Here is a 23422-nt window from a genome sequence, read left to right as displayed (position 1 = left end):
TGGAATGCGGAGGTGGGGTCGATGACGGGTCGGACGGAGGCGCTGCTTCCCTCGGCGGAGCCCGTGCGGTTCCTGACCGACAGCGGTGCGGCGGTACGGAAGCGGACGAACTACCCGATGCCCGATACGGAGCTGCTGCGCCGGGCGTTTCGGGCGATGATCGTCGGACGGCGGTTCGACGCGCAGGCGACCGCGCTGACCAAGCAGGGCAGGCTGGCCGTCTACCCGTCCAGCCACGGGCAGGAGGCGTGCCAGGTCGGTGCGGCGCTCGTCCTGGACGACGGCGACTGGCTCTTCCCCACCTACCGGGAATCGGTCGCGCTGGTGACGCGCGGCATCGACCCGGTCGAGGTGCTGTCCCTGCTCAGGGGCGACTCCCACTGCGGATACGACCCGCGGCGCCATCACACGGCGCCGCAGTGCACGCCGCTCGCGACGCAGGCCGTCCACGCGGCGGGCCTCGCGTACGCGGAACGCCGCAAGGGGACGGGCCAGGTCGCGCTCGTCTGCGTCGGCGACGGAGCGACGAGCGAGGGCGATTTCCACGAGGCGCTCAACTTCGCGGCGGTGTTCAACGCGCCCCTGGTGGTGTTGGTCCAGAACAACCAGTACGCCATTTCGGTGCCGCTGGAGCGCCAGACCGCCGCTCCATCCCTTGCCTATAAGGGAATCGGCTACGGCGTGCGTTCAGAGCGGGTGGACGGAAACGACCCGGTCGCCGTGCTGGCCGTCCTGTCGGCGGCCGTCGAGCACGCCCGAGCCGGGAACGGCCCATTCCTAGTAGAGGCGCACACGTACCGGCTCGAAGCGCACACGAACGCCGACGACGCGTCCCGCTACCGCACGGAGGCGGAGGCCGAGGAATGGCGGCGGCGCGACCCCATCGCCCGGCTGGAGAGCTATCTGCGGAGGCGCGGACACCTCACCGACGCGGACATCGAGAGTTTCTCCGCGGACGCCGACAAGGTCGCCGAAGACCTCCGGACGCGCATGAACGCCGATCCCGACCTGGCCCCGCTGGGCCTGTTCGACCACGTCTACGGCACCCCGACACCCCAGCTGGACGAGCAGCGCGCACTGCTCAGCGCCGAACTCCACACCGAGGGGACGCCGTCATGATCACGATGGCCAAGGCGCTCAACACGTCTCTCCAGGACGCCCTCGACGGCGACGAGCGGGTCCTGGTGTTCGGCGAGGACGTCGGCGCGCTCGGCGGCGTCTTCCGCATCACCGACGGCCTCGCCGCGAAATTCGGCGACGACCGCTGCTTCGACACCCCGCTCGCCGAATCGGGCATCGTCGGATTCGCCGTCGGAATGGCGATGGGCGGATTCCGTCCCGTCGTGGAGATGCAGTTCGACGCGTTCGCCTACCCGGCCTTCGAGCAGATCGCCTCGCACGTCGCCAAGATGCGCAACCGCACCCGCGGACGCGTCGAACTGCCGCTGGTCATCCGCATCCCGTACGCGGGCGGGATCGGCGGCGTAGAGCACCACTGCGATTCCAGCGAGGCTTACTACGCGCACACGCCAGGCTTGAAGGTCGTCACGCCCGCAACAGTCGAGGACGCCTACTCCCTCCTGCTGGAGGCGATCGAAGACCCCGACCCGGTCGTGTTCCTGGAGCCGAAAAAGCTGTACTGGTCGAAGTCGGACGTCGAGCGCCTGGACCGGACCGAGCCGTTCGGCCGCGCCGCCGTCCGGCGCTCGGGCGCCGACGCGACGGTCGTCGCATACGGTCCTGGCGTCCCGGTCGCGCTGGAGGCCGCCGAAGCCGCCGCCACAGAGGGCTGGGACCTGGAGGTCGTCGACCTGCGCACGATCGTCCCGTTCGACGACGAGACCGTGGCCGCGTCCGTCCGCCGGACGGGACGCTGCGTCGTGGTCGCCGAGGCCGCGGGTTTCGCGGGCGTCGGGGCGGAGATCGCGGCCCGCGTCCAGGAGCGCTGCTTCCACAGCCTGCTGGCGCCGGTGCTCCGCGTGACCGGATTCGACATCCCCTACCCGCCGCCGATGCTGGAGCAGCACCACCTCCCGGACGTCGACCGGATCCTCGACGCCCTGGACCGCCTGCAGCGCGACGACCAGCCCGACACTCGCTACCTGAACGTGGGCGGTGCGGCGTGAGCGACACGATTTTCCGGCTGCCGGACCTGGGCGAAGGACTGACCGAGGCCGAGATCCTGGAATGGAAGGTGTCGGTCGGCGACGTCGTGACGGTCGACCAGGTCGTCGTGGAGGTGGAGACTGCGAAGGCGGCCGTCGAGGTCCCCGTCCCGATCGCCGGGACGGTCGCGAACCTGCACGCCGAAGCCGGTTCCGTCGTGACCGTGGGCGCCCCTCTCATCTCGGTGGACGCGGGATCGGCACCACGAAACGGGGCGGCGGCCGAGCGGTACCGCGAGGAGGAACGGGCAGGATCGGGCAACGTCCTCGTCGGCTACGGAACGACGACCAAGACCCGCCGTTCCCGCCGTCCCGCGACTCGTCCTGCGGCTGGTGCCGCGGCGCCGTCGCGCGACGAAACGCCCCGCGTCATCTCCCCCGTGGTGCGCCGCCTGGCCAAGGACCACGGCATCGACGTGGCCGCGCTCATCCCGAGCGGCCCGGGAGGCGTCGTCCTGCGAAAGGACGTCGAACAGGCGATCACCGCCGCGGCGCCACCCGCGGCGCGTCCACGGGAGCCCGAAGCGGATGAGGTGCGCATCCCGCTCAAGGGCGTCCGCCGGACGATGGCGGACAGGGTGTCCCGCAGCCGCCGCGAGATCCCGGACGCGACCACCTGGGTCGACGCCGACGCGACCCGCCTGGTCAAGCTCAAGCGGAACATCCAGCGCGCCGACCCCGGCGCCCGCGTCGGGATGCTGGCCCTGTTCGCGCGGATCTGCGTGGCCGGGCTCAGGCGGTTCCCCGAGCTGAACGCGCGTGTGGACGTCGAGCGGCACGAGATCGTCCAGGTCCCGCGGGTCCATCTCGGTTTCGCGGCGCAGACCGACCGGGGTCTCGTGGTGCCGGTCGTCCGCGACGCGCAGCGCCTGACGCTGGCCGAACTCGGCGCGGAGCTGGCCCGGCTGACGGACGAGGCGCGCGAGGGCCGCCTGTCCCCGGACGACCTCACCGGCGGCACGTTCACGCTCAACAACTACGGCGTGTTCGGCGTGGACGGGTCCACCCCGATCATCAACCACCCCGAGGCCGCGATGCTGGGCGTCGGCCGCATCGCCGAGAAACCCTGGGTGCGGAAGGGGAAGGTCAGGCCGCGGCAGGTCGCGCAGCTCTCGTTCACCTTCGACCACCGGGTCTGCGACGGCGCGGTGGCCGGCGGCTTCCTGCGCTTCGTCGCCGACTGCGCGGAGCACCCCGAAACCCTGATCACCAACCTGTGACCCGGTCGGCCGGGTGGGCGGGGCGGGTGCGGAGACCGTCGAACGCGACCTTGCACAGCGCGTCGGCGATCTCGTCGGCGCCTGCGCCGCCGCGCCGCGGCCGATACCACTCGATCAGCGAGTTGACCAGGCCGAACAGCAGCCGGGCCGTGATCGCGGGGTCGATGTCGGGGCGGATGTCGCCGTCCGCCTCCGCCTCCGCGACCAGCCCGGACACCAGCCGGTCGAACTCCCGGCGGCGCGCCAGCGCCCGCTTCTCCACGGCGGTGTTGCCGCGCACCCGCAGCAGCAGGGTGACGAACGGCTGCTCCGCGACGAGGACGGCGACGCTCGCCCGGACGAGATGCTCCAGCCGGTCGATCGCGCGCCCCTCCACGGCGGCGGCCTCGGCGGAGGCGGCGAAGAGCCCGTCGAGCGCGCGGTCGACGGCGAGCTGGAGCAGCTCGTCCTTGCCCGCGACGTGGTAGTAGATCGCGGACTTGCTGATGCCGAGCCGCTTGGACAGCTCGTCCATGCTGGTGCCGTCGTAGCCGCGCTCGTTGAACACCTTGACGGCGACGCGCAGCAGGGACTCCTTGTCGTAGCCGGGCCGCCCCCGCCGGTTCGCCCGCCCATCGCGTCCGGCGCGGCCGTCCCGCCGGTCGCCTCCGCCGCGTCCGTCCCGCTCGTTGGTCACGGCGGTCATTATCGCAGCGCCCGAGCCTTCTCCGGCGCCCGGTTCCGGGGTAATATCCTGACTGAACGTACGGTCGGTAATTCGTGTCGGCCGACGAGGTCGAGGAGGCCCGATGGCTTCGCTTCCCAGCTACGTGTCCGGCGCCTGGCAGGTGTCGCCGGACGAGGGCGTCCCGCTCACCGACGCGGTGACGGGCGCGGAGATCGGCAGGATCTCCTCGTCCGGCGTCGACATGGGCGCGGCCCTGGAGCACGGGCGCCTGGTGGGCGGCCCGGCGCTGCGGGAGCTGACCTTCCACCAGCGCGCCGTGCTGCTGAAGCGTCTCGGCCTGCACCTGCGCGAGCACCGCGACGAGCTGTACGCGCTGTCCGCGCGCACCGGCGCGACCCTCGCCGACTCGAAGATCGACGTGGACGGCGGCATCGGCGTGCTGCTGTCGTACGCGAGCAAGGCCAAGCGCGAGCTGCCGAACGACACCGTCCTGGTCGACGGGGACGTGGAGCCGCTGAGCAAGGGCGGCACGTTCGCCGGACGGCACATCTGCACCCCGTTGCACGGCGTCGCGGTGCAGATCAACGCGTTCAACTTCCCCATGTGGGGCCCGCTGGAGAAGCTCGCGCCCGCGTTCCTGGCGGGGATGCCGACTCTGATCAAGCCCGCGAGCCAGACCGCGTACCTGACCGCCCGCCTGGTCGAGCTGATCATCGAGTCGGGCGCCCTGCCGGAGGGGACGCTCCAGTTCGTCTGCGGAAGCACCGGCAACCTGTTCGACCATCTCACCGAGCAGGACCTGGTCGCGTTCACCGGCTCCGCCACAACCGCGCACAAGCTGCGCACGCACCCCGTGGTCGTCGGACGCTCCGTCCGCTTCAACGCGGAGGCCGACTCGCTCAACTGCTCAATTCTCGGCCCGGACGCAACACCCGGCACGCCAGAATTCGACCTCTTCGTCAAGCAGCTGGTCACCGAGATGACGGTGAAAGCGGGCCAGAAATGCACGGCAATCCGGCGCGCATTCGTACCCGCCGCCGTGATGGACGCCGTAGCCGAAGCGGCAGGCGAACGCCTGGCACGCGTAAAGATCGGAAACCCGTCCAACCCAGATGTCCGGATGGGCGCGCTGGCCGGGCTAGAGCAGCGCGAAGAGGTGCGCCGCCGCCTGAAGACGCTGCTGGACGCGGGCGGCATCGTGTTCGGCGACCCGGAGCGCGTCGAGGTCGTGGACGCCGACGCCGAGCGCGGCGCGTTCATGTCGCCCGTCCTCCTCCGCGCCGACGACGCCGGACGCGCCGAGCCGCACGAGGTCGAGGCGTTCGGCCCGGTCAGCACGCTGCTGCCCTACGACGGCACCGCCGCGCAGGCGGTCGCGCTGGCCGCCCGCGGGCAGGGCAGCCTGGTCGGCTCGGTCGTCACCGCCGACCCCGAGTTCGCCCGCCGGGTGGTACTGGGCGCCGCGCCGTGGCACGGACGGCTCCTCGTCCTGAACCAGGAAGACGCCGCGGAGTCCACCGGGCACGGCTCTCCGCTTCCGCCGCTCGTCCACGGCGGTCCCGGACGAGCGGGCGGCGGCGAGGAAATGGGCGGAATGCGCGGCGTCATGCATCACATGCAGCGCACCGCCGTCCAGGCCGGGCCGTCCATGCTGTCCGCCATCACGGGCCGCTGGACGTCAGGCGCACCCACCCAGCCCGATGGCGTGCACCCGTTCCGCAAGCACCTGGAAGAGCTTCGCGTCGGCGACACGGTCGTAGCGGGACCCCGCGCTGTCACGCTCGCCGACATCGAGCATTTCGCCGAATTCACCGGCGACACTTTCTACGCGCACATGGACGAGGAAGCAGCCAAGGCGAACCCATTCTTCGGCGGACGAGTCGCGCACGGCTACCTCGTCCTCTCCTTCGCCGCCGGCCTTTTCGTGGACCCCGAGCCCGGCCCCGTCCTGGCGAACTACGGGCTGGAGAACCTGCGCTTCCTCGCGCCGACCTTCCCCGGCGACGAGCTGACCGTGAGGCTCACCGCCAAGCAGCTCACCCCGCGCGAGGACGCCGCCTACGGCGAGGTCCGCTGGGACACCGAGGTCACTCGGCAGGACGGCGCGGTCGTCGCGAAGTACGACGTCCTGACCCTGGTCGCCAAGCGGGAGGCATCGTGACGCAGGAGCACTTCGACCGGACGATCGACCGCGACCAGCGCATCGAGCCGCGCGACTGGATGCCCGACGCGTACCGGACGACGATGATCCGGCAGATCGCCCAGCACGCCCACTCCGAGATCATCGGAATGCAGCCGGAAGGCGAGTGGATCACCCGGGCGCCGTCGCTGCGCCGCAAGGCGATCCTGCTGGCCAAGGTGCAGGACGAGGCGGGCCACGGCCTGTACCTGTACTCGGCGGCCGAGACGCTCGGCGCCGACCGTCCCGACCTCACCGCCAAACTGATCTCGGGCAGGCAGAAGTACTCGTCCATCTTCAACTACCCCACGCTCTCCTTCGCGGACGTCGGGGTGATCGGCTGGCTGGTGGACGGCGCCGCGATCTGCAACCAGGTCCCGCTGTGCCGCAGCTCCTACGGCCCCTACGCCCGCGCGATGATCCGGATCTGCAAGGAGGAGTCGTTCCACCAGCGGCAGGGCTACGAACTCCTGATGACGCTGATGCGCGGCACGGACGCACAACGCGAGATGGTGCAGGACGCGGTGGACCGCTGGTGGTGGCCGTCCCTGATGATGTTCGGCCCGCCGGACGCCGACTCGACGCACACCGCGCAGTCCATGGCCTGGAAGATCAAACGGCACACCAACGACGAGCTCCGGCAGCGGTTCGTGGACATGTCCGTCCCGCAGGCGGAGGCGCTCGGCGTCACACTCCCCGACCCCGACCTCCGCTGGAACGCCGAGCGCGGCCACCACGACTTCGGCGAGATCGACTGGTCAGAACTCAAGCGCGTGATCAGCGGCGACGGCCCCTGCAACGCCGAACGCATCACCGTGCGGCGCGCGGCCCACGAGGACGGCGCCTGGGTCCGCGAGGCCGCCGCCGCGCACGCCGCGAAGAAGGAGGCGTGATGGAAAAGGACTGGCCGCTGTACGAGGTGTTCGTCCGGGGCAAGCGCGGGCTGAACCACGTCCACGTCGGCTCGCTGCGCGCCGCCGACGACACGATGGCCCTCCACAACGCCCGCGACCTCTACACCCGACGGAACGAGGGCGTGAGCATCTGGGTGGTGAAGGCGCAGGACATAACCGCGTCCAGCCCGGACGAGAAGGACCCGTTCTTCGCCCCCAGCGGCGACAAGGTCTACCGGCACCCGACGTTCTACGACATTCCTGAGAACGTCCCGCACATGTGAGGCCGCAATGGCGTTCGACAATGCACTCGGCGCGATAGCCGAGGACAACGACGAGACCCGCTGGGCGTTCGGCACCGGCTTCCACGACCCGCTCGCCGGCATCGACACGTCCGTCCCGGACGGAATCGACCGGCACGCCCTGTCGGCCTATTGCCTGATGCTCGGCGACGACGCGCTAATCATGTCGCACCGTCTCCAGGAATGGTGCACCCACGCCCCCGAACTGGAAGAAGAGGTCGCGCTGGCCAACATCGCCCTGGACCTCCTAGGCCAGGCCCGCCTCCTCCTCTCCCGCGCCGGGGCCGCCGAGGGCGAAGGCCGGACCGAGGACGACTTGGCCTACTTCCGCGACGCCCAGGAATTCCGCAACGTCATCCTGGCCGAACTGCCGAACGGCGACTTCGCACATTCCACCGTCCGCCTCCTCCTCTTCGCGACCTGGCGCCTGGCCCTGCTCGACCGCCTCACCACATCCCACGACCCGGTGCTGGCGGCGATCGCCGCGAAGAGCGTCAAGGAGGTCGCCTACCACCGCGACTACGCCGCCCTTTGGACGATCCGCCTAGGCGACGGCACAGACCTCTCCCATGCCCGCACCCAACAGGCGCTGGACGCGCTATGGCCACACACAGGCGAGCTGTTCACGGCCCACAACATCGAGCGCGACCTGGCCACCGCAGGCGTCGCCGTCGACCCGTCCGACATCCGCGAAGAGTTCGACACCGTCCTGCATGAGGTCCTGACAAAGGCCACCCTGCAACGCCCCGCCCCCGCCCCCGCCCCACCAGCAAATCTGGCCGGACGAGACGGCAACCATTCCGCACCCTTGTCCGACCTACTCGCCGAATTGCAAAGCGTGGCCCGCGCCCACCCGGGGGCGACATGGTGACCGCCCGCACGATCGCCGAAACGGTCACCGACCCCGAACTGCCGATGATCACGCTCGCCGAACTCGGCGTCCTACGCAACGTGCAGGAAGGGCCCGGCCGCGTCGAGGTGACCATCACCCCGACCTACACCGGCTGCCCGGCCCTGGACGCGATGCGCGACGACCTCCGCACCCGACTGACCGAGGCCGGTTACGCGGACGTTCAGATCCGCACCGTCCTGGACCCGCCCTGGACGACCGACTGGATCACCGAGCCCGGCCGCCGCAAACTCTCCGCCGCCGGGATCTCACCCCCGGCCTCCGCACCACGCCGCTCGCCCGGCCCGATCCCCCTAACCCTGGGCCCGACCCGCAGCATCACCTGCCCCCACTGCGGCGCTTCCGACACAGTCGAGCTGTCCCGGTTCGGCGCCACCGCGTGCAAGTCATTGCGCCGCTGCGACGCCTGCCACGAGCCGTTCGAGCACTTCAAGGAGATCTGACCGTGCCCGGTTTCCACACGCTGCGCGTCGCCGACGTCGAGCGCCTGTGCGACGACGCGGCCGCGGTCACCTTCGACGTGCCGCCGCCGCTGCGCGACGAGTACGCGTTCCGTCCCGGCCAGTTCCTCACCCTCCGCCGCATGATCGACGGTCGCGAGGAACGCCGCTCCTACTCGATCTGCGCGCCCGCCGGGGCCGCACCCCGCATCGGCGTCCGCGAGATCCCGGACGGCCTGTTCTCGTCCTGGCTCGTCCACGACGTACGCCCCGGCGACACGGTCGAGGTCCTGCCACCTTCCGGAAAGTTCACCCTCTCCACCAACGAATCGGCCCACCACGTGCTGATCGCCGCCGGTTCTGGGATCACCCCCGTCCTGTCGATCGCGGCATCCGCCCTAGCCGACCCGAACACCCGGGTCACGGTCCTGTACGGCAACCGTCGCAGCGGCACGGTCATGTTCGCCGACGACCTGGCCGACCTCAAAGACGCGCACCCCGACCGTTTCGAGCTCGTCCACGTCCTATCCCAGGAGCCTCGCGAGGCCGAACTGTTCACCGGCCGCCTGGACGCGGACAGACTCCGCGTCCTCCTCCCCCGCCTCGTCCCCGTCGCCGACGTCGACCATTGGTGGCTGTGCGGCCCCTTCGCCATGGTCCAGGACGCACAACGCGTCCTCCACGGCTTCGACGTGCCCCGCGAACGCGTCCACCAAGAGCTGTTCCACGTGGACGAGCCCCCACCAGAGCCGAACAGAAAGAAATCTGCCCCTACCGGCCCGGCCAGCGAGGTCACGGTCATCCTGGACGGCCGCTCCACCACCCTCTCCCAACCGCAGGACGCGACCGTCCTGGAATCGGCTCAGAAGATACGCCCCGACCTCCCCTTCGCCTGCAAGGGCGGCGTCTGCGGCACCTGCCGCGCAAAGCTCGTAGAAGGCGACGTAGAAATGCGCCGCAACTACGCCCTAGACCCAGCGGAACTCGACGCCGGCTACATCCTCACTTGCCAGTCACTCCCCGCCGCCCCCCGCCTGACCATCGACTACGACGCCTAACCGGCGGCGGAGGCTCAGGTTGGCTTGCGCCACACGGAGATGTGCTTCGCGGAGTCTTGGGTGAATGGCGCCCCGTCCCAGTCCGCGACGCGACGTTCCAGCTCAAGCCCAGCGATCCGTGCCATCAGATCGAGCTCTGCCGGCCAGGTATACCGGTGCCGGGAACTGCCGCGCCGGTAGCGGCCGTCGTCGCCGTCGCGGGTGAAGTGGTGCGAGACGAGAATCTGCTCCACCAGGTCGAAGGTGTCGAAGCCGAGATGCTGCTCAGAGACATCGAACGGCACCGCGACCTGGCCGGGCGGCAGGAACCGCAGCGGCGGCACGCCCAGCTCGATGACGAATCGGCCGCCAGGCCCCAGATGACGTGCGGCGTTGCGGAAACACTCGACCTGCTCGTCCTGCGTGAGCAGGTTCGAGATCGTGTTGTAGACGAGATAGACCAGGGTGAACTCGCCGGGAACGACGGTGGTCGCCATGTCCCCGATGGCCACCGGGAGCGCTTCTTCGTCGATCTTGCGCCGCAGGACCGCCGCCATGTGCTCGGACAGCTCGATGCCCGCTACCGGCACGCCGCGTTCCCGTAGCGGGACGCCCACTCGTCCGGTTCCGATGGCGAATTCAAGTGCCCGGCCATCTCCGGCGAGATCGGCGAGGAAGGCGAGAGTCGGTCCGAGAACGGCGTCCGAGGACATCTCTCTTTCCTCAGCGTCGTAGCGGTCGGCGGTCGCACGGGTCCACAGCTCACTACTCGTCACAGGCGGCCACTTTGCCGGGTGCCGAGGGCAATGTCGACGCATTTACCCCCGCGACGTGAACGTGGCGTCCTTATGACCGCCTGAGCTCAGCACGTCCTCCATTAACGCTTGAGCGGTGGGGATCCGAGCGCGACAGCCTCCGGGAGATCACCCCGCAGCACATCGAGAACGCGATGAGCGGATTGACCGGTCATCCCGCCAACGACCGCCTCACCGCACTGCGCAGCCTGTTCCGCGCCCTCGAACAAGAACGGCTCATCTTCCGTGACCCCACCAGGGGCTTCATGCTCGCCGCGATCGTGAGGCTGCCCACCCCGATACCCACCGATCGGCAGCGGGGACTGATCGACCGTGCCACCGGCCCCTTGGCCAAGCTCGTGGTCGCGCTCGTCGCCGTCCACGGCCTCGGCAAACGCGAGGTCGCCGAGCTGCGGTTGGCCGACCTCGACCTGGCAGACGGCAAGCTCATCGTTCGCCGTGCGAGCGGCCGCCATGTCGTCCACCTTGACGAGACCACTGCGCGGCTCATGGTGGCCTGGCTACGGGAGCGGCACCGCCGCTGGCCGACAACCACCAACCCGCACCTGCTCGTCAGCCAGCAGACCGCCGACATGGGCACCAACCCGCCGGTCTCCAGCCCGGTCATCTACGGCGTTTTTCCGGCCGCTGGGCGTGGGCCCGGCCGCTCTGAGGCAGGACCGGATCCTCGACGAAGCCCGGCACACCGCAGACCCCGTTCATCTCATGCGCGTCTTCGGTATTACGCCGCCCACCCCGAACGTCGATCGACTCTGCCCAGGTAACACGAGACGGGCGAGCGACAGTCGCCCGGGCCTGCGGGCTTCTCTGCTGGTAAGCGAGTCAGATTGGCCATTGGATGGAAATTTGCCGACGTTGAAGCAGCTAGGTGGGATGGATTTCCACTCGTAGCACCGCGTGCCGCGAACGGTCGTCAGGTGCGTGGTCAACGAGCAGTCGATCCGTTCCGAGCGCAGTGGTCAGCATGTCGCGGCGTTCATGCACGTTCGCAGCATTCCACATGGCGAGGATCGCATCCAGGGGCACCGTTTCCGAACGCGAACTCTCACCCCCCTTAAGCAGGAGCTCTTTCTCCGCGGCAAGTGCCGCAATCTCCTGATCCCTGCTCTCGATCATCTCAGCTATCCATCGGTCAGCCTCTGACCGTGAAATGGCGTGACGATTCCTTAAGAATCGGCGCATACTCTTGCGAGCTTTCTTGTCCATAAAGTCTAGGCGGTCTGCCAGTTTCTTCTGTTCCTTCTCGATCTGCTCTATACGCATACGGGCGCGCTCAGGGGCGAAATGCGCATCGGAGAGTCGGTTGACCGCGAAGTTCATCAGTTCGGGGTCAACGATGGTCGCATCGACGGTGACCTGCCCACAACCGTCCCGACGACACCTATAGACAACCCGTGCCCTCGTGTGCTGACTAGCGTAGTACTGATGTGCATTCATGGCGGCGCCACACGCTCCGCAATGGAGGAAACTCGAACCCAGATAGAGGTGACCAGCCGACCCAGCTTCACCACGGAAGAACCTTGCTAGCCGTGCTTCATCTTCTCCCTCGTTCCAATCAGTACCCATCAGCCTGCGCCTCCAACGATGTGTCTTTGGTGCTTTAGTTCTGCCCGGCCAGAAGCACAGCCCAACCAGACGTCAGAAACAAGACCCTCTTGGTCAAATCGCATGACCGGTCGCTGGGATATTACAACCCGTTCCTGGGAGGGGTCCCGGGCGTCACTCGTGCTCGCGCTGGACCTGCTGGAGACGGAGCCGCGGCGGGAATGGAATCCGGTTCATGTGGGGCGCTGGGATCGCGACGTTGGGCGCGCTGGTGCTCGACACGGTCGGGCCAGCCCCTGGTGACCGGCCAAAGTCCGAGGTGAGGGCGAACCAATTTCGACAGCCATCGGGTGGCCGCCGGTAGAAGGGATGGTCATGTGGGCCCACATGACCCGCGAGAGTTCCAGGGTCGGCGTCCCCGACCGCTGGCGCCGCCGTGGGCGGGCGCGGGCCAGTCATGCTGCCTGCGATTTGGCCTGCTGCCAGCCAACTCGTTCCCTTACCCCTGGACAACGCCCGGCCTGGGACGCTCATCGACGACTTCGACGCTCGGCCCGGGGCTGAAACTCAAGCGTTTCTAGGCCGCAGGCGTCCACGATGACCGTTCGGGTGATGATAAGCACCCCAACCCAGACCGAACCAAACCCCCAAGATCCATCCACGCACGAGTTCCCGTCCATCCACCTCCAGGAATCCACGAACCCACGTACTTTCGCATGCGGCCGCAGCGAATTCGGCGATCGCCGGGAAGGATGAAGCTCCCGACATCAGGTCGGGAGCTTCTGGGGTGGGTGGGTTACAGGTCCAGGTCACCGGCCTTGATCCGGCCGACGAGCCTCTGGAGTGCCTCACGGCCGATCGTGATGTGGGGGTGGTGGGGGTTCTGGCTGTCCCGGACACCGATCCTTCCGTCCAGGTCGGCAAGCTCGACGCAATCTCCTTCCGTGCCGCTGTCGGACCTGCTGCTCTTTCGCCAGATGGCTTCGCTCACTGGTACCTCTCCATCGCTTCCTTGAGCAGTTCTCGGGATGAGTCCACGGACTCGGCCTTGGTCCCGATGCGCTCGAACCGCTCCATGAACCACCGAACCTCCTCGCTGTCCGTGACGAGCCTTCCGGCCCGAGGGGCGTCTACGAAGGCGTCCGCCTCTCCGTCTGGCCCAATCATGATGCGGAACGGCCCGTCCAGCCCCGGGTAGGCACCTGCCGTCCTGCGAACTATACGAAGCCACACGTTGGGCAGCTCCGCGATCTCCACAAGCCTCGCAAGCTGCTCTCTCATGACCTCCGGACCTCCTACCGGCCAGTCGAGAACATTCTCCGAGATCGTCACCCAGAGCTGCGGCGGGGTCATCCTGGTGAGGATGCTCTGTCTGGCCATGCGCCGCTCCAGCGCTCCTTGAGGGTCTGTTTCCTGGCCGGATTCCAGCATGGCCCTGGCGTACGCCTCAGTCTGGAACAGCCCGGGAATGTACTGACAGGCGAACATCCGTATGACTACGGCGGCCAACTCCTGGTCCGTGAAGGACTTGAACCAGTCGGGGTCAGAGGCCCGACGGGCGAAATAGACCATTAGTCCGAGTAGACCGCCGGTCTTCCACGCCTTGTCGATCTCTTCTGCCTGCCGCTCGGTGAGCTTCTGCTCCCCCGTCTCGATTCTGGAAGTGGTGGACTCGGCCACGCCCATGGTGTCCGCCATCCGGCGGAGCGTCTCTCCCCTCTCGGTACGAAGAAACCGCAGGTAGTACGCGATGAGGTTCCACATCGAGCCCTTCGGGTTCGGGCTCGGCTTGCGCGACAACGGATCTCCCCTCCCTCACTCCCTAACTTCCATGCCTTCCATGGAAGTGGCCTGTTCTGTGGACAGACTAGAACGTAAATAGCACCCTAACCAGTAGTTCCGACAAAAGCCGAAGGGCGCAAACGGAAGTAATCGGACCAGAAGAATAAGTCGGACAGCGGTCGTTTACATCGGCGCTGTCGACGAAATCGGAGAAGCCGAGGAATCCGACCCATGGGTACAAACACATCTCAGCCGGGAGATCACGTCGTCGCGGTCCCGCGCATCGATCACACGGAGCCGCTTCCCAGCGTGCCCGAGCCCAAGGGGCGGTGGGCGGTGCCGTACCTCTCCGACCGGACGGGCCAGCCGACCGTCTACACGAGGAGGCCGCTGCAGCCGCCGGAGGTGCGGTTCGGGCTGAGGTCGTGCCTGTCGGCCGGCACCTTGGAGCGGCTGAAGCTGCTCATGGCCGAGGAGGACGAGAAGTACGAGCAGTACGTCCTCCGGCAGAACTCCCACCAGAACACGAGGTGATCTCCATGGGGGAGATGGTCGAGCAGGTCGTTGTGCAAATGGCGGTTCTGGCCGGCGGCTGTGTCCTCGCCGGGATCATGATCGGGTTCCTGCTGTTTCCCCGGCTCTTTCGGAGCAAGGGTCGGCACGTCGCCACGACCCGTGGCCCCGCACCCCCGCAGACCCGCCTTTCCGCGACTCCTCCAGGGCGGAGGAACGCCCGCGATAGGTGGTGACGACCTACGCGACCCCAATGAAAGAAAGTAGGTGATTTATCGACCCCAAGACGGTCAAGACGTGAGCACAGGGGCCCCGGAGTGGACGACCGGGGCCCCGCCCGCCGAAAGTTCGGAGAAGTCGGAAACCGCGCGGCCACGAGACGTCCGGCCGCGTCGAGGTGACCATCACCCCGACCTACACCGGCTGCCCCGCCCTGGACGACCGACTGGATCACCGAGCCCGGCCGCCGCAAACTCTCCGCCGCCGGGATCTCACCCCGGGCCTAGCACCACCCTGCCGCCCCCGCCTAACCATCGACTACGACGCCTAAAGAACGTCATCGGACTTGCCGATGACGGCGGGCAGACGGGGCGCGCTACTCAGACGACACCGGTGAACTTGTCTTCGACATAGGCCTTCCGTGCCGCGTCGTCCCGCTCGGAGGCCAGATACCGTGACCAGGCTTGCACCTCGTGCCAGACGGCGCCCATTTCCCACACGCAGAACGTGCCCCGGTGATTGCCCGGCCAGGTATGCAACTGGAAAGGTCCGCCGTCCTTTGCGAACACCGTCTCCCAAAGCTCGTTCTCGCCACGCCAGGTCTGCACCAGCAGGAACGAGAACGTCGGAGTGCACTTGTGAAGGATCACGAAGCCCAGCTCGTCATCGAACGGCAGCTCTGCGGAGACGACGAAGTCACGGGCCTGCTGATGTTCCTCCTCGGAAAGTTCCAGATCGGCCCGTCGCAGGTCGTACCACTTCAGATAGGCGCCGGGCAGACGCAAACCGTCCGCGGGGGTCATCAGTTTTGAGCCGTGGCGATAGGTATCGGCGACACTGCCGCCGCCAGGAAACTCGGTCATGCGGCCAAACCTAGCCTGGTTCAGCGCCCGGCCGTATTACAGGTCCGGGGAACGTTCCTGGTCACGGCACTAGCCGAAAGTCGTGTTGCCGTCGACCTTGGCGTAACGCCGGATCTCGGCCTCGGTCGCTCCCTTCAAGCCGGTTAGATTGGCACCGGTCAGATTGACGCCGGACAGGTTCGCGCCAGACAGGTTCGCGCCAGACAGGTTCGCGCCGGACAGGTTCGCGCTGAGCAGGTTCGCGCTGTGCAGGTTCGCGAGAGACAGGTCCGCGGCGGACAGGTTCGCACCGGTCAGGTTCACCTCGGACAGGTTGCCGTCCAGCATCGCGCCGGACAGGTTCGCACCGGTCAGGTCCGCGCGGGTCAGGTCCACTCTGAACAGTTGCGCGCCGGACAGGCTGGCGCCGGCGAGGTACGCGTCGGTCAGGTCCGCCTGGTTCAGACCCGCCTCGGTCAGGTACGCGCGGTCCAGGTTGGCGCCGATCAGGTTCGCAGCGGACAGGTTCGCGCGGATCAGATTGGCGCTGGTCAGGTCCGCGCCGGACAGGTTCGCCTCGGACAGGCTCGCGTCGGACAGGTCGGCTCCGGGTGCGAAATAGGCGCCGGGGATGCGGACTTGGTGCAGGTCGAGGGGCAAGGACACGTCCGGATGGCCTGGAGCTGCGTGAAAGCCTGACGTGCGACGGGTGAGCACGGCGAGGGCGGCGGCCACGTCGGTGTCGGGTTCTTCGGGCAGGTGGGCGGGCTTGACGGTGGGGGCGGGGTCGTGTTCGCGGACGTAGGCGGCCAGGACGTTGCGGATGGTGGGGCGGTCGCGTTGGGAGTCGGCGGCGACGCGTTCCAGGGCGTAGACGGCGGCGGTGCGGACTTCTCGTTTGCTGGAGCCCAGTTGTTCGGTGGCCTTGGCGTATCGCTCGGTGAACTGGCCTTCTCTGGTGGTGTGCAGTTCGCTTTCGCCGGTGCGCAAGGTCGCGGCAGTGGCAAGCAGGCTGCCGCCGGCGAGCACGGCTCCGATGAGCAGCACTCCACTGTTGATCCACTGGTGGAGGGTCTGGCGTCGCCGGTCCCGTGCGGCGTCCGCGCGGTCACGGTCGCGATCTCGGCGTTGCTGCTGCAGTTCCAGCAGTTCCAGCCGCCGATCGGCGGGAAGAGCGTCCAACTCGGCCGGGGTCGGTGCGCCCACCTGCGGCACCGGATGCATCGGGCCCGGGTCCGGGGGTCCGGCATCATCACTGCCGGCGGTCGGATCGGGCGGGGGCGGAGGAGGGGTGTCGCGCTGGGTCACATCCATTAGACGCTCAGTGGTGCCCTGGCGCTTCCACCTGTGGGCCCTTCTTTTGCTGCCAGCCGGGACCGCACCAAGACCGCGACGTGCGCGCCCTGCAAGACGCGTGCGTGGTGCGCCGCGTCAGGCTTGGGCGTTGCGGCGTCCGCTCAAGCCCGTTCCGCCTGCCTGACTGGTTGTTTGTTCGTAGAAGGCTAGGGATTCGCGGATGCGGGTGCGGAGCCATATGTGGGGACGGTCGTTGTCGTAGCGCTGGTGCCAGGCGAGGATGATCGGGACGGGTGGCAACTCGAATGGCAGCGTTCGGGTGCGGAGGCCCAGTTTGTTCAAGGTCGGGCGGCACATGTGTTCGGGGACCGCGACCATTAGTTCGCTCTCGGCGACCAAATAGAGGGCTGCTGTGCTTGTGGGGACGGATGCTACGACGCGGCGGCGTAGGCCCAGGGCGTCCAGGGACGTGTCTATCGGGTCGCTGAGTCTGCCTCGGCGAGAGACGATGACGTGATCGGCCTCGGCGAAGCGTTCCGCGGTGAGGTCGGCGGCGGCGCAGGGGTGGTCTGGGCGTACGGCGGCGACCAGGCGGTCGTGGCCGATAGTGAGGTGGTTGATTTCCGGGACGTCCGGTTCGGTGGAGCCTATTTCTAGGTCGACCTGGCCGTGGCGTAGCTCGTTGGTGTCGCTGCTCGCCTCGGCTAGGAGTCTGATCGCTACGCCTGGGGCCTGGTCTCGGACGGTGGCCAGGAGGGTCGGGGCGATTGCTGTGGTTACTGCGTCGTGGCCTCGTACTGAGAAGGCGCGGTCTAGATTCGCGAGGTCTAGGTCGTGTTCTGGGCGTAGGACGCCGCGGGCGCGCTGGACGAGGTCGTGGACCTCGCCGCGGATCTCCAGCGCGTAGGGCGTCGGAATCATCGTGCGGCCGGCCCTCACCAGGATCTGGTCGCCGGTGACGCGTCTGATCCGTCCGAGGGTGCGGCTCATCGCCGGGGCGGACAGGTTCAGCCGTTCTGCCGCGCCCGCGACGCTGTTGTGCTCCAGCAGTGCGTCCAGCGCGGTCAGCAGGTTCAGATCCAAGTGCACCAGAGTAAATGTAGCCCTATCAAAGATGCACTGGCCATTACTACTGGTCGCTCTTAGTGTCGGGGACAGGACGAAACCCCTGGTACGAGGAGCGAGGCATGGAGATCTGGCAACTGTCCGCCACCGAGGTCGCGCGCCTGCTCCGCGCCGGGGCGGTGTCGTCGGTCGAGGCCACCCGGTCGGTGCTCGCGCGGATCGCCGACGTCAATCCGGCGGCGAATGCCGTTGTCGAGGTGCGGGAGGACGAGGCGCTCGCCGCGGCGCGGAAGGCGGACGCGCGGCTGCGGCACGGGCCGGCGGCGGGGTTGCTGCACGGCGTGCCTGTGACTTTCAAAGTGAACACGAATGTTGAGGGGCTTCCTACTACTGAGGGCGTCGCCGCTTATAAGGACCACGTCGCCACTGAAACCGATCCGCAGGCTTTGAGCTGGCTGGACGCCGGGGCCATTTTCGTGGGGCGGACGAATTGCCCGCCGTTCGCCACCCGGTGGACGACGGAGAACGACCTGTACGGCACGACGGTCAACCCGTGGGATCCGGCGGTGACGCCGGGCGGGTCCAGCGGTGGGGCGGCAGTCGCGGTGGCGCTCGGAATGGGTGCGCTGGCGCAGGGAAATGATATCGGCGGGTCGATCCGCTATCCGGCGGCGTGCTGCGGTGTCGTCGGGCTGCGGCCCACTCCCGGCCGGGTTCCCGCGTGGGCGGGGTCGCCGTCGCATGATCCGCCGATGGCCGTGCAGGCGTTCGTGGAGCAGGGGCCGCTCGCCCGGACGGTCGCCGACCTGCGGCTCGGGCTGCGGGCGATGGAGGGCTACGATCCCCGGGATCCGCGGGCGATCGCCCTCGCCGGCCGGATTCCGGTGGCGGCCGAGCGGGGGCGTGTCGCGGTCGTGACCGACCCTGGTGGGCCGGGGCTGCGGGGGTCGTCCACGGCGGAGAGTGTCGAGGCCACGCGGACGGCCGCCGGATGGCTGGCCGACGCCGGTTACCAGGTCGATGAGGTGGAGCTGCCGCTGTTCGGCGAGGCCGCCGAGCTGTGGTGGAAGCTGGCGCTCACCGAGTTCGCGATCGGGATGGTGGGTGAGGTCGAGCGTGTCGGCGACCCCGGTTTCCGGCGGTTCTTCGACCTCATGTTCGCCGTTTACCGGGACGCGTTCGGTGCGGTTGAGCTTGGAGATTTCGTGGCCGGATGGGCGCGGCGCGGGATGCTCCGGCGGCAGTTCTCGGTGTTTGCCGATCGGTATCCGCTCATCTTGACGCCGGTGTCCGGCGAGCCGCCGTTCCCCATGGGGTCGGACGCGGAGTCGGTCGAGCGGACGGCCGAGTTGATGGGGCGGCAATGGCCGCTCATGTCCGTTCCGGTGCTTGGGTTTCCGGCGCTCGGCGTCCCGGTGACCAAAGCGGGCGGCGCGCCGCTCGGCGTCCAGGTGATCGGACGGCCCTTCGAGGAGGACGCCGTGTTCGCCGCCGCCGAGGTCATCGAGGCCAGAGCCGGATTCTCGACCCCCATCGACCCCTCCAGCGGAAAGAGCCGCGATGTCGCTGCATTCGGATGATCGTTTGAATCCGTCCCTCGCGGGCGGCGGCCCGGCCCTGGCCGAAGACCGGGAGTTGGTGCCGCTCGTCGCGGCGGCGGTGCGGGCGGCGGGGGCGCGGATGGTGGAGCGGTTCTCGACCGCGCCGCGGCTCGCCGGACGGGACGAGGTCGTGGCCGGCATCTACGCCAACGACGCGGCGTCCCTCGAAATCCTGAAGCCCGCGCTGACACGGATCCGCCCGGACGTCGGCTGGGTCGACGACGAACTCGAAAGCGGCGTGCTCCCGGACGGGGAATGGTGGGTGGCCGACCCCGTCGAAGGCAATATCAACCACGTTCACGGCATGACGGACTGGGGCGTCACCGCGACGCTTGTCCGCGATAACGTGCCCGTCGTCACCGCGGTTCATCTGCCGCTGGTCGACGATACGTATACGGCGGTCTTGGGCGCGGGCGCCTTTCTCAATGGGAAGCCGCTGCGCCATTCCCCCAAGGCCGCGATCGACGGGGCGCTCGTCGGGACGGGGCAGGCGGCGCCCGGCGAGTCAGCGGAGACGTTCGTCCGCATCGGGGCGTCCGTCACCGCGATGCTCAACGCCGCGATGGTGATCCGGGTCTCGGTGCCCGCGACGCTGCAGCTCATCCAGATCGCCGCCGGCCGGATGGACGTCTTCTGGCAGTTCAGCCAGGTCCGCTCCGGCCTGCTCGCGGGCGCGCTGCTCATCACCGAGGCGGGCGGCGTCGTCTCCGACACGCGCGGGCGGCCGTGGAGCCTCGACAGCGACGACTTCCTCGCCGCGACCCCGACACTGCACGCCGCCGCCGTCCAGACCCTTTCGGCGATCGCATGAATTCACAGGCAGGAAGGCATCCGAAAATGCGTAAAGTCCCGCTCGGTGCGTCCGGCATCGAGATCAGCGAATTCGTGTTCGGCGCCGGGTCCATCGGCGGGGTCGGCACGTCCACGAGCACGCGCGGCTTCGGGCTGAACGCCGAGGAGGGCTTCGCGCGGCTCGACGAGGCGTGGGAGCTCGGGATCAACATCGTCGACACGTCCGACTCCTACGGGGGCGGCGAGAGCGAGCAGGTCGTCGGCCGGTGGCTGCACGAGCGGCGGCCCGCGGACGCGATCGTGTCGACCAAGGTCGGGCTGGTCAGCAACCCGGACGGCTCCCGGGCCAGGGACCTTTCGGCGAAGCACATCGAGCGGCGGCTGGCGCGGAGCGTCGAGCGGCTCGGACGGGTCGATCTGTACCTGTCGCACGTCCCCGACCCGGGGACGCCGATCGCCGAGACGCTGGAGGCGTTCTCCGCCGCCCAGGACGCCGAGGCCATCGGGGCGTACGGGGTCAGCAACGTCGACCGCGCGCTCCTGGAGGACATTCTGCGGACTGCAGATGAGAAAGGTCTGCACCGTCCGGTCACCGTCGAGAACCGGCTGAACCTCCTCGACCGCGGCGACGAGGCCGAGCTGCTGCCGCTGGTGGTGGGCGAGGGGCTCGGGTACACGCCGTTCTCCCCGCTCGCGGGCGGGGTGCTGTCCGAGCGGTACCTCGACGGGGCGCCGCCGGAGGCCGGCAGCCGCATCGCCGTCGCAGGCGACCTGTACTACAAGGGCTTCTATTCGCCGGGAAACCTGGAGAAGGTCGCCGCGCTCCGCGAGGTCGCGCGGGAGCTGTCGGCGAGCGTCTCCGGGCTGGCCCTCGCGTGGCTCCGCGACCATCCCGCCGTCACCGCGCCGATCGTCGCGCCGCGCACGTCCGCGCACTGGGACGCCGTCCGCGAGGCGATGGACATCCGGCTGGACGAGAAAGAGCACACCCGCATCTCGGACATCTTCCGGTGAACCGGCCGACGCGCGCCGACGCCGAGGGGCTCGAAGCGATCGAGACGGCGTCCGTTGACGAGTTGCGCGCCGTCCAGCTCGAAAGGCTGCGCTGGACGGTCCGGCACGCCTACGAGAATGTGCCCCACTACCGGACGGCCCTGGACGCGTCCGGAACCCACCCGGACGACATCCGCACCCTCTCCGACCTGCCCAAACTGCCGTTCACGACCAAGGACGACCTGCGCGCGAACTACCCGTACGGGATGTTCGCCGTCCCGGAGGAGCGGGTGGCGCGCGTTCATGCGTCGTCCGGCACCACCGGGCGGCCGACCATCGTCGGTTATACGCGCGACGACCTGGAGACGTGGGCGGGCGTCGTCGCGCGCAGCATCCGCGCGGCGGGCGGAAGGCCCGGCGACCGGCTGCACAACGCCTACGGCTACGGGCTGTTCACCGGCGGGCTCGGGCTCCACGCGGGGGCGGAGCGGCTGGGCTGCGCGGTGATCCCGGTGTCGGGCGGGATGACCGGACGGCAGGTCCTGCTGATCCGCGACCTGCGGCCGGACATCATCGCGGTCACCCCGTCCTACCTGCTCGCGCTGATCGACGAGATGGAGCGGCAGGGCGTCGACCCGCGCTCGACGTCGCTGCGCGTCGGGATCTTCGGCGCCGAGCCGTGGACGGAGGAGATGCGGCGGGAGGTCGAGGGCCGGCTCGGCATCGACGCCGTCGACATCTACGGGTTGTCCGAGATCGTCGGGCCGGGGGTGGCGCAGGAATGCGCCGAGACCAAGGACGGCCTGCAGCTGTGGGAGGACCACTTCTATCCCGAGATCGTCGACCCGGCGACGGGTGACGTGCTGCCGGACGGCCGCGAGGGCGAACTGGTGCTGACCACACTGACCAGGCAGGCGATGCCGGTGATCCGGTACCGCACCCGCGACCTGACCCGGCTGCTGCCGGGGACGGCCCGGCCGATGCGCCGGATCGCGCGGATCTCCGGCCGGACCGACGACATGATCATTCTGCGCGGGGTGAACCTGTTTCCCACGCAGATCGAGGAATTGCTGCTGAGCACGGACGAATTGGCGCCGCATTTCCAGTGCGTGCTGACGCGCCGGGGTGCTCTCGACGGGTTGACCGTGCGCGTGGAACGGCGCGGCGCCGTGGCCGCCGGATCGGGGGCGAAGGCCGGGGAGCGCGTGCGGGGGCTGATCAAGAACACGATCGGGGTCAGCGTCGACGTCGAGGTCGTAGACCCCGGCGGGATCGAGCGGTCGGCAGGGAAGATGCGGCGCGTCATTGACGAACGTCCACCCAGGTAAGGCCCCGGAGAGGAGGCCAGGCGTGAGAGCGAAATCCAGCTCCAATGGTTCCGCGGGCGTCGCCGTGCGGTTGCGCGGGGTCGGGAAGAGATTCGACGGCGGGGTCGAGGCGATCAGAGATCTGGACCTTTCCGTGGGGCCCGAGGAATTCGTCTCGATCGTCGGGCCGAGCGGCTGCGGAAAGTCGACCCTGCTGCGCGTCATCGCCGGTTTGACGCCGTGCGCGGACGGGTCGGTCGACGTCCACGGCGAGGCGGTCACCGCGCCGCGGCGGGACGTCGGCATGATGTTCCAGCGGCCCGCGCTCCTCGCTTGGAAGACGTCGTTGGAGAACGTCCTCTTGCCCGTCCGGATGCACCGGAAAGTCAGAGGCGGCGACCTCCGCGAGGCCATGCGGCTGCTCGCCCTTTTCAACCTCGAAGGGTTCGAACACCACTTTCCCGAGCAGCTCTCCGGCGGCATGCAGCAGCGGGTGGCGCTGGCCCGGTTGATGATGACCGGGGCCGGCGTGCGCCTTCTCGACGAGCCGTTCGGCGCGGTGGACGAGCTGACGCGCGAGCTCCTGAACCTCGAACTGCTGAAGATCCATGAACGGACGGCGTCGGCGACGCTCTTCGTCACGCACAGCATTTCCGAGGCCGTCCTGCTGTCGGACCGCATCGTCGTGATGACGCCCAGGCCGGGAACGGTCGCGGCCGACGTGACCGTCTCGCTGCCGCGGCCCCGCTCGCTCGACATGGCCCATTCCCCGCAGTTCCAGGAATTGGCCTCGACGGTGCGCGACGGGCTTCAACTCGTCCAGGCCGAAGGGGGTTGAG

The 23422-nt window shown here is 68.7% G+C and carries 24 protein-coding genes; 16 read left to right on the top strand and 8 right to left on the bottom strand.

What is annotated here, in order from left to right; translation table 11 throughout:
* The first annotated feature begins 21 nt into the window (after window positions 1-21).
* From pdhA to ACH35V_RS02935, 3 genes are read left to right on the top strand one after another with little or no spacing between them, the layout of a single operon-like run.
* Entirely contained in the window at window positions 22-1119 is a 1098-nt protein-coding gene (gene pdhA / locus ACH35V_RS02945) for a pyruvate dehydrogenase (acetyl-transferring) E1 component subunit alpha (protein WP_395969941.1), read from the top strand.
* Window positions 1116-2126 carry an alpha-ketoacid dehydrogenase subunit beta gene (locus ACH35V_RS02940; protein WP_395969940.1) on the top strand — a complete coding sequence of 337 codons (1011 nt, stop codon included), beginning with the start codon at window positions 1116-1118 and terminating at the stop codon, window positions 2124-2126. Before pdhA ends, ACH35V_RS02940 begins: the two co-directional genes overlap by 4 nt.
* Window positions 2123-3385, top strand: a complete 1263-nt coding sequence (locus ACH35V_RS02935) for a dihydrolipoamide acetyltransferase family protein (RefSeq protein ID WP_395969939.1) — start codon at window positions 2123-2125, stop codon at window positions 3383-3385. Before ACH35V_RS02940 ends, ACH35V_RS02935 begins: the two co-directional genes overlap by 4 nt.
* Here the strand turns inward: ACH35V_RS02935 and ACH35V_RS02930 are convergent.
* Entirely contained in the window at window positions 3372-3953 is a 582-nt protein-coding gene (locus ACH35V_RS02930) for a TetR/AcrR family transcriptional regulator (RefSeq protein ID WP_395971120.1), read from the bottom strand. The genes ACH35V_RS02935 and ACH35V_RS02930 overlap by 14 nt on opposite strands.
* Window positions 3954-4173: 220 nt before the next feature.
* On the opposite strand from ACH35V_RS02930, the gene paaZ reads away from it, so the two are divergent.
* Genes paaZ through paaE form a run of 6 tightly spaced genes read left to right on the top strand, consistent with a single transcriptional unit; the run spans window position 4174 to window position 9834 of the window.
* Complete coding sequence (gene paaZ / locus ACH35V_RS02925; protein ID WP_395969938.1) at window positions 4174-6213, top strand: phenylacetic acid degradation bifunctional protein PaaZ; 2040 nt, start codon at window positions 4174-4176, stop codon at window positions 6211-6213.
* Complete coding sequence (gene paaA, locus ACH35V_RS02920) at window positions 6210-7124, top strand: 1,2-phenylacetyl-CoA epoxidase subunit PaaA (RefSeq protein WP_395969937.1); 915 nt, start codon at window positions 6210-6212, stop codon at window positions 7122-7124. Before paaZ ends, paaA begins: the two co-directional genes overlap by 4 nt.
* Window positions 7124-7408: a 1,2-phenylacetyl-CoA epoxidase subunit PaaB gene (gene paaB, locus ACH35V_RS02915; RefSeq protein ID WP_395969936.1), complete on the top strand. Its 285-nt coding sequence runs from the start codon at window positions 7124-7126 to the stop codon at window positions 7406-7408. Before paaA ends, paaB begins: the two co-directional genes overlap by 1 nt.
* A 7-nt stretch (window positions 7409-7415) precedes the next feature.
* Window positions 7416-8297, top strand: a complete 882-nt coding sequence (gene paaC, locus ACH35V_RS02910; RefSeq protein WP_395969935.1) for a 1,2-phenylacetyl-CoA epoxidase subunit PaaC — start codon at window positions 7416-7418, stop codon at window positions 8295-8297.
* On the top strand, window positions 8291-8779 hold the full coding sequence (paaD, locus tag ACH35V_RS02905; protein WP_395969934.1) for a 1,2-phenylacetyl-CoA epoxidase subunit PaaD: 489 nt from the start codon (window positions 8291-8293) through the stop codon (window positions 8777-8779). Before paaC ends, paaD begins: the two co-directional genes overlap by 7 nt.
* A 2-nt stretch (window positions 8780-8781) precedes the next feature.
* Window positions 8782-9834 (top strand): 1,2-phenylacetyl-CoA epoxidase subunit PaaE, encoded by a 1053-nt coding sequence (gene paaE / locus ACH35V_RS02900; RefSeq protein ID WP_395969933.1) that lies wholly within the window; start codon window positions 8782-8784, stop codon window positions 9832-9834.
* Window positions 9835-9848: 14 nt separating this feature from the next.
* Here the strand turns inward: paaE and ACH35V_RS02895 are convergent, their stop codons facing one another.
* Window positions 9849-10526 carry a class I SAM-dependent DNA methyltransferase gene (locus ACH35V_RS02895; protein ID WP_395969932.1) on the bottom strand — a complete coding sequence of 226 codons (678 nt, stop codon included), beginning with the start codon at window positions 10524-10526 and terminating at the stop codon, window positions 9849-9851.
* A gap of 236 nt (window positions 10527-10762) precedes the next feature.
* On the opposite strand from ACH35V_RS02895, the gene ACH35V_RS02890 reads away from it, so the two are divergent.
* Entirely contained in the window at window positions 10763-11392 is a 630-nt protein-coding gene (locus ACH35V_RS02890) for a hypothetical protein (RefSeq protein WP_395969931.1), read from the top strand.
* A gap of 100 nt (window positions 11393-11492) precedes the next feature.
* On the opposite strand, the gene ACH35V_RS02885 is transcribed toward ACH35V_RS02890, so the two are convergent.
* From ACH35V_RS02885 to ACH35V_RS02875, 3 genes are all read right to left on the bottom strand, one after another.
* On the bottom strand, window positions 11493-11948 hold the full coding sequence (locus ACH35V_RS02885) for a hypothetical protein (RefSeq protein ID WP_395969930.1): 456 nt from the start codon (window positions 11946-11948) through the stop codon (window positions 11493-11495).
* A gap of 1021 nt (window positions 11949-12969) precedes the next feature.
* Window positions 12970-13164 (bottom strand): DUF397 domain-containing protein, encoded by a 195-nt coding sequence (locus ACH35V_RS02880; protein ID WP_395969929.1) that lies wholly within the window; start codon window positions 13162-13164, stop codon window positions 12970-12972.
* A complete protein-coding gene (locus ACH35V_RS02875; protein ID WP_395969928.1) occupies window positions 13161-13973 on the bottom strand; it encodes a helix-turn-helix domain-containing protein in 813 nt (270 codons plus the stop codon). Before ACH35V_RS02875 ends, ACH35V_RS02880 begins: the two co-directional genes overlap by 4 nt.
* Window positions 13974-14264: 291 nt before the next feature.
* Between ACH35V_RS02875 and ACH35V_RS02870 the strand changes: the two genes are divergently transcribed.
* Window positions 14265-14489: a hypothetical protein gene (locus tag ACH35V_RS02870; protein ID WP_395969927.1), complete on the top strand. Its 225-nt coding sequence runs from the start codon at window positions 14265-14267 to the stop codon at window positions 14487-14489.
* Between the two features lie 578 nt (window positions 14490-15067).
* Here the strand turns inward: ACH35V_RS02870 and ACH35V_RS02865 are convergent.
* The 3 genes from ACH35V_RS02865 to ACH35V_RS02855 all read right to left on the bottom strand — a co-directional run bounded on the left by ACH35V_RS02865 (window position 15068) and on the right by ACH35V_RS02855 (window position 17914).
* Window positions 15068-15550, bottom strand: a complete 483-nt coding sequence (locus tag ACH35V_RS02865; RefSeq protein ID WP_395969926.1) for a hypothetical protein — start codon at window positions 15548-15550, stop codon at window positions 15068-15070.
* Between the two features lie 69 nt (window positions 15551-15619).
* Window positions 15620-16753, bottom strand: coding sequence for a pentapeptide repeat-containing protein (locus ACH35V_RS02860; protein WP_395969925.1), 1134 nt, complete (start codon window positions 16751-16753; stop codon window positions 15620-15622).
* 207 nt (window positions 16754-16960) lie between these two features.
* The gene (locus tag ACH35V_RS02855) at window positions 16961-17914 is read right to left on the bottom strand and encodes a LysR family transcriptional regulator (protein ID WP_395969924.1); all 954 of its coding nucleotides are present in this window, start codon (window positions 17912-17914) and stop codon (window positions 16961-16963) included.
* 98 nt (window positions 17915-18012) lie between these two features.
* On the opposite strand from ACH35V_RS02855, the gene ACH35V_RS02850 reads away from it, so the two are divergent.
* Genes ACH35V_RS02850 through ACH35V_RS02830 form a run of 5 tightly spaced genes read left to right on the top strand, consistent with a single transcriptional unit; the run spans window position 18013 to window position 23421 of the window.
* A complete protein-coding gene (locus tag ACH35V_RS02850; protein WP_395969923.1) occupies window positions 18013-19470 on the top strand; it encodes an amidase in 1458 nt (485 codons plus the stop codon).
* A complete protein-coding gene (locus ACH35V_RS02845) occupies window positions 19451-20302 on the top strand; it encodes an inositol monophosphatase family protein (RefSeq protein WP_395969922.1) in 852 nt (283 codons plus the stop codon). The genes ACH35V_RS02850 and ACH35V_RS02845 overlap by 20 nt, the downstream gene beginning before the upstream one ends.
* 26 nt (window positions 20303-20328) lie before the next feature.
* Window positions 20329-21297 (top strand): aldo/keto reductase, encoded by a 969-nt coding sequence (locus ACH35V_RS02840; RefSeq protein ID WP_395969921.1) that lies wholly within the window; start codon window positions 20329-20331, stop codon window positions 21295-21297.
* A complete protein-coding gene (paaK, locus tag ACH35V_RS02835) occupies window positions 21294-22604 on the top strand; it encodes a phenylacetate--CoA ligase PaaK (protein ID WP_395969920.1) in 1311 nt (436 codons plus the stop codon). The genes ACH35V_RS02840 and paaK overlap by 4 nt, the downstream gene beginning before the upstream one ends.
* Before the next feature lie 22 nt (window positions 22605-22626).
* Entirely contained in the window at window positions 22627-23421 is a 795-nt protein-coding gene (locus ACH35V_RS02830) for an ABC transporter ATP-binding protein (protein ID WP_395969919.1), read from the top strand.
* Window position 23422 lies beyond the last annotated feature (1 nt).

The sequence above is a fragment of the Actinomadura sp. 1N219 genome (assembly GCF_044326405.1).
Classification (GTDB): domain Bacteria; phylum Actinomycetota; class Actinomycetes; order Streptosporangiales; family Streptosporangiaceae; genus Spirillospora.
Note: the sequence above shows the minus strand (reverse complement) of the source record. Positions and strands in the feature narration are given on the sequence as shown.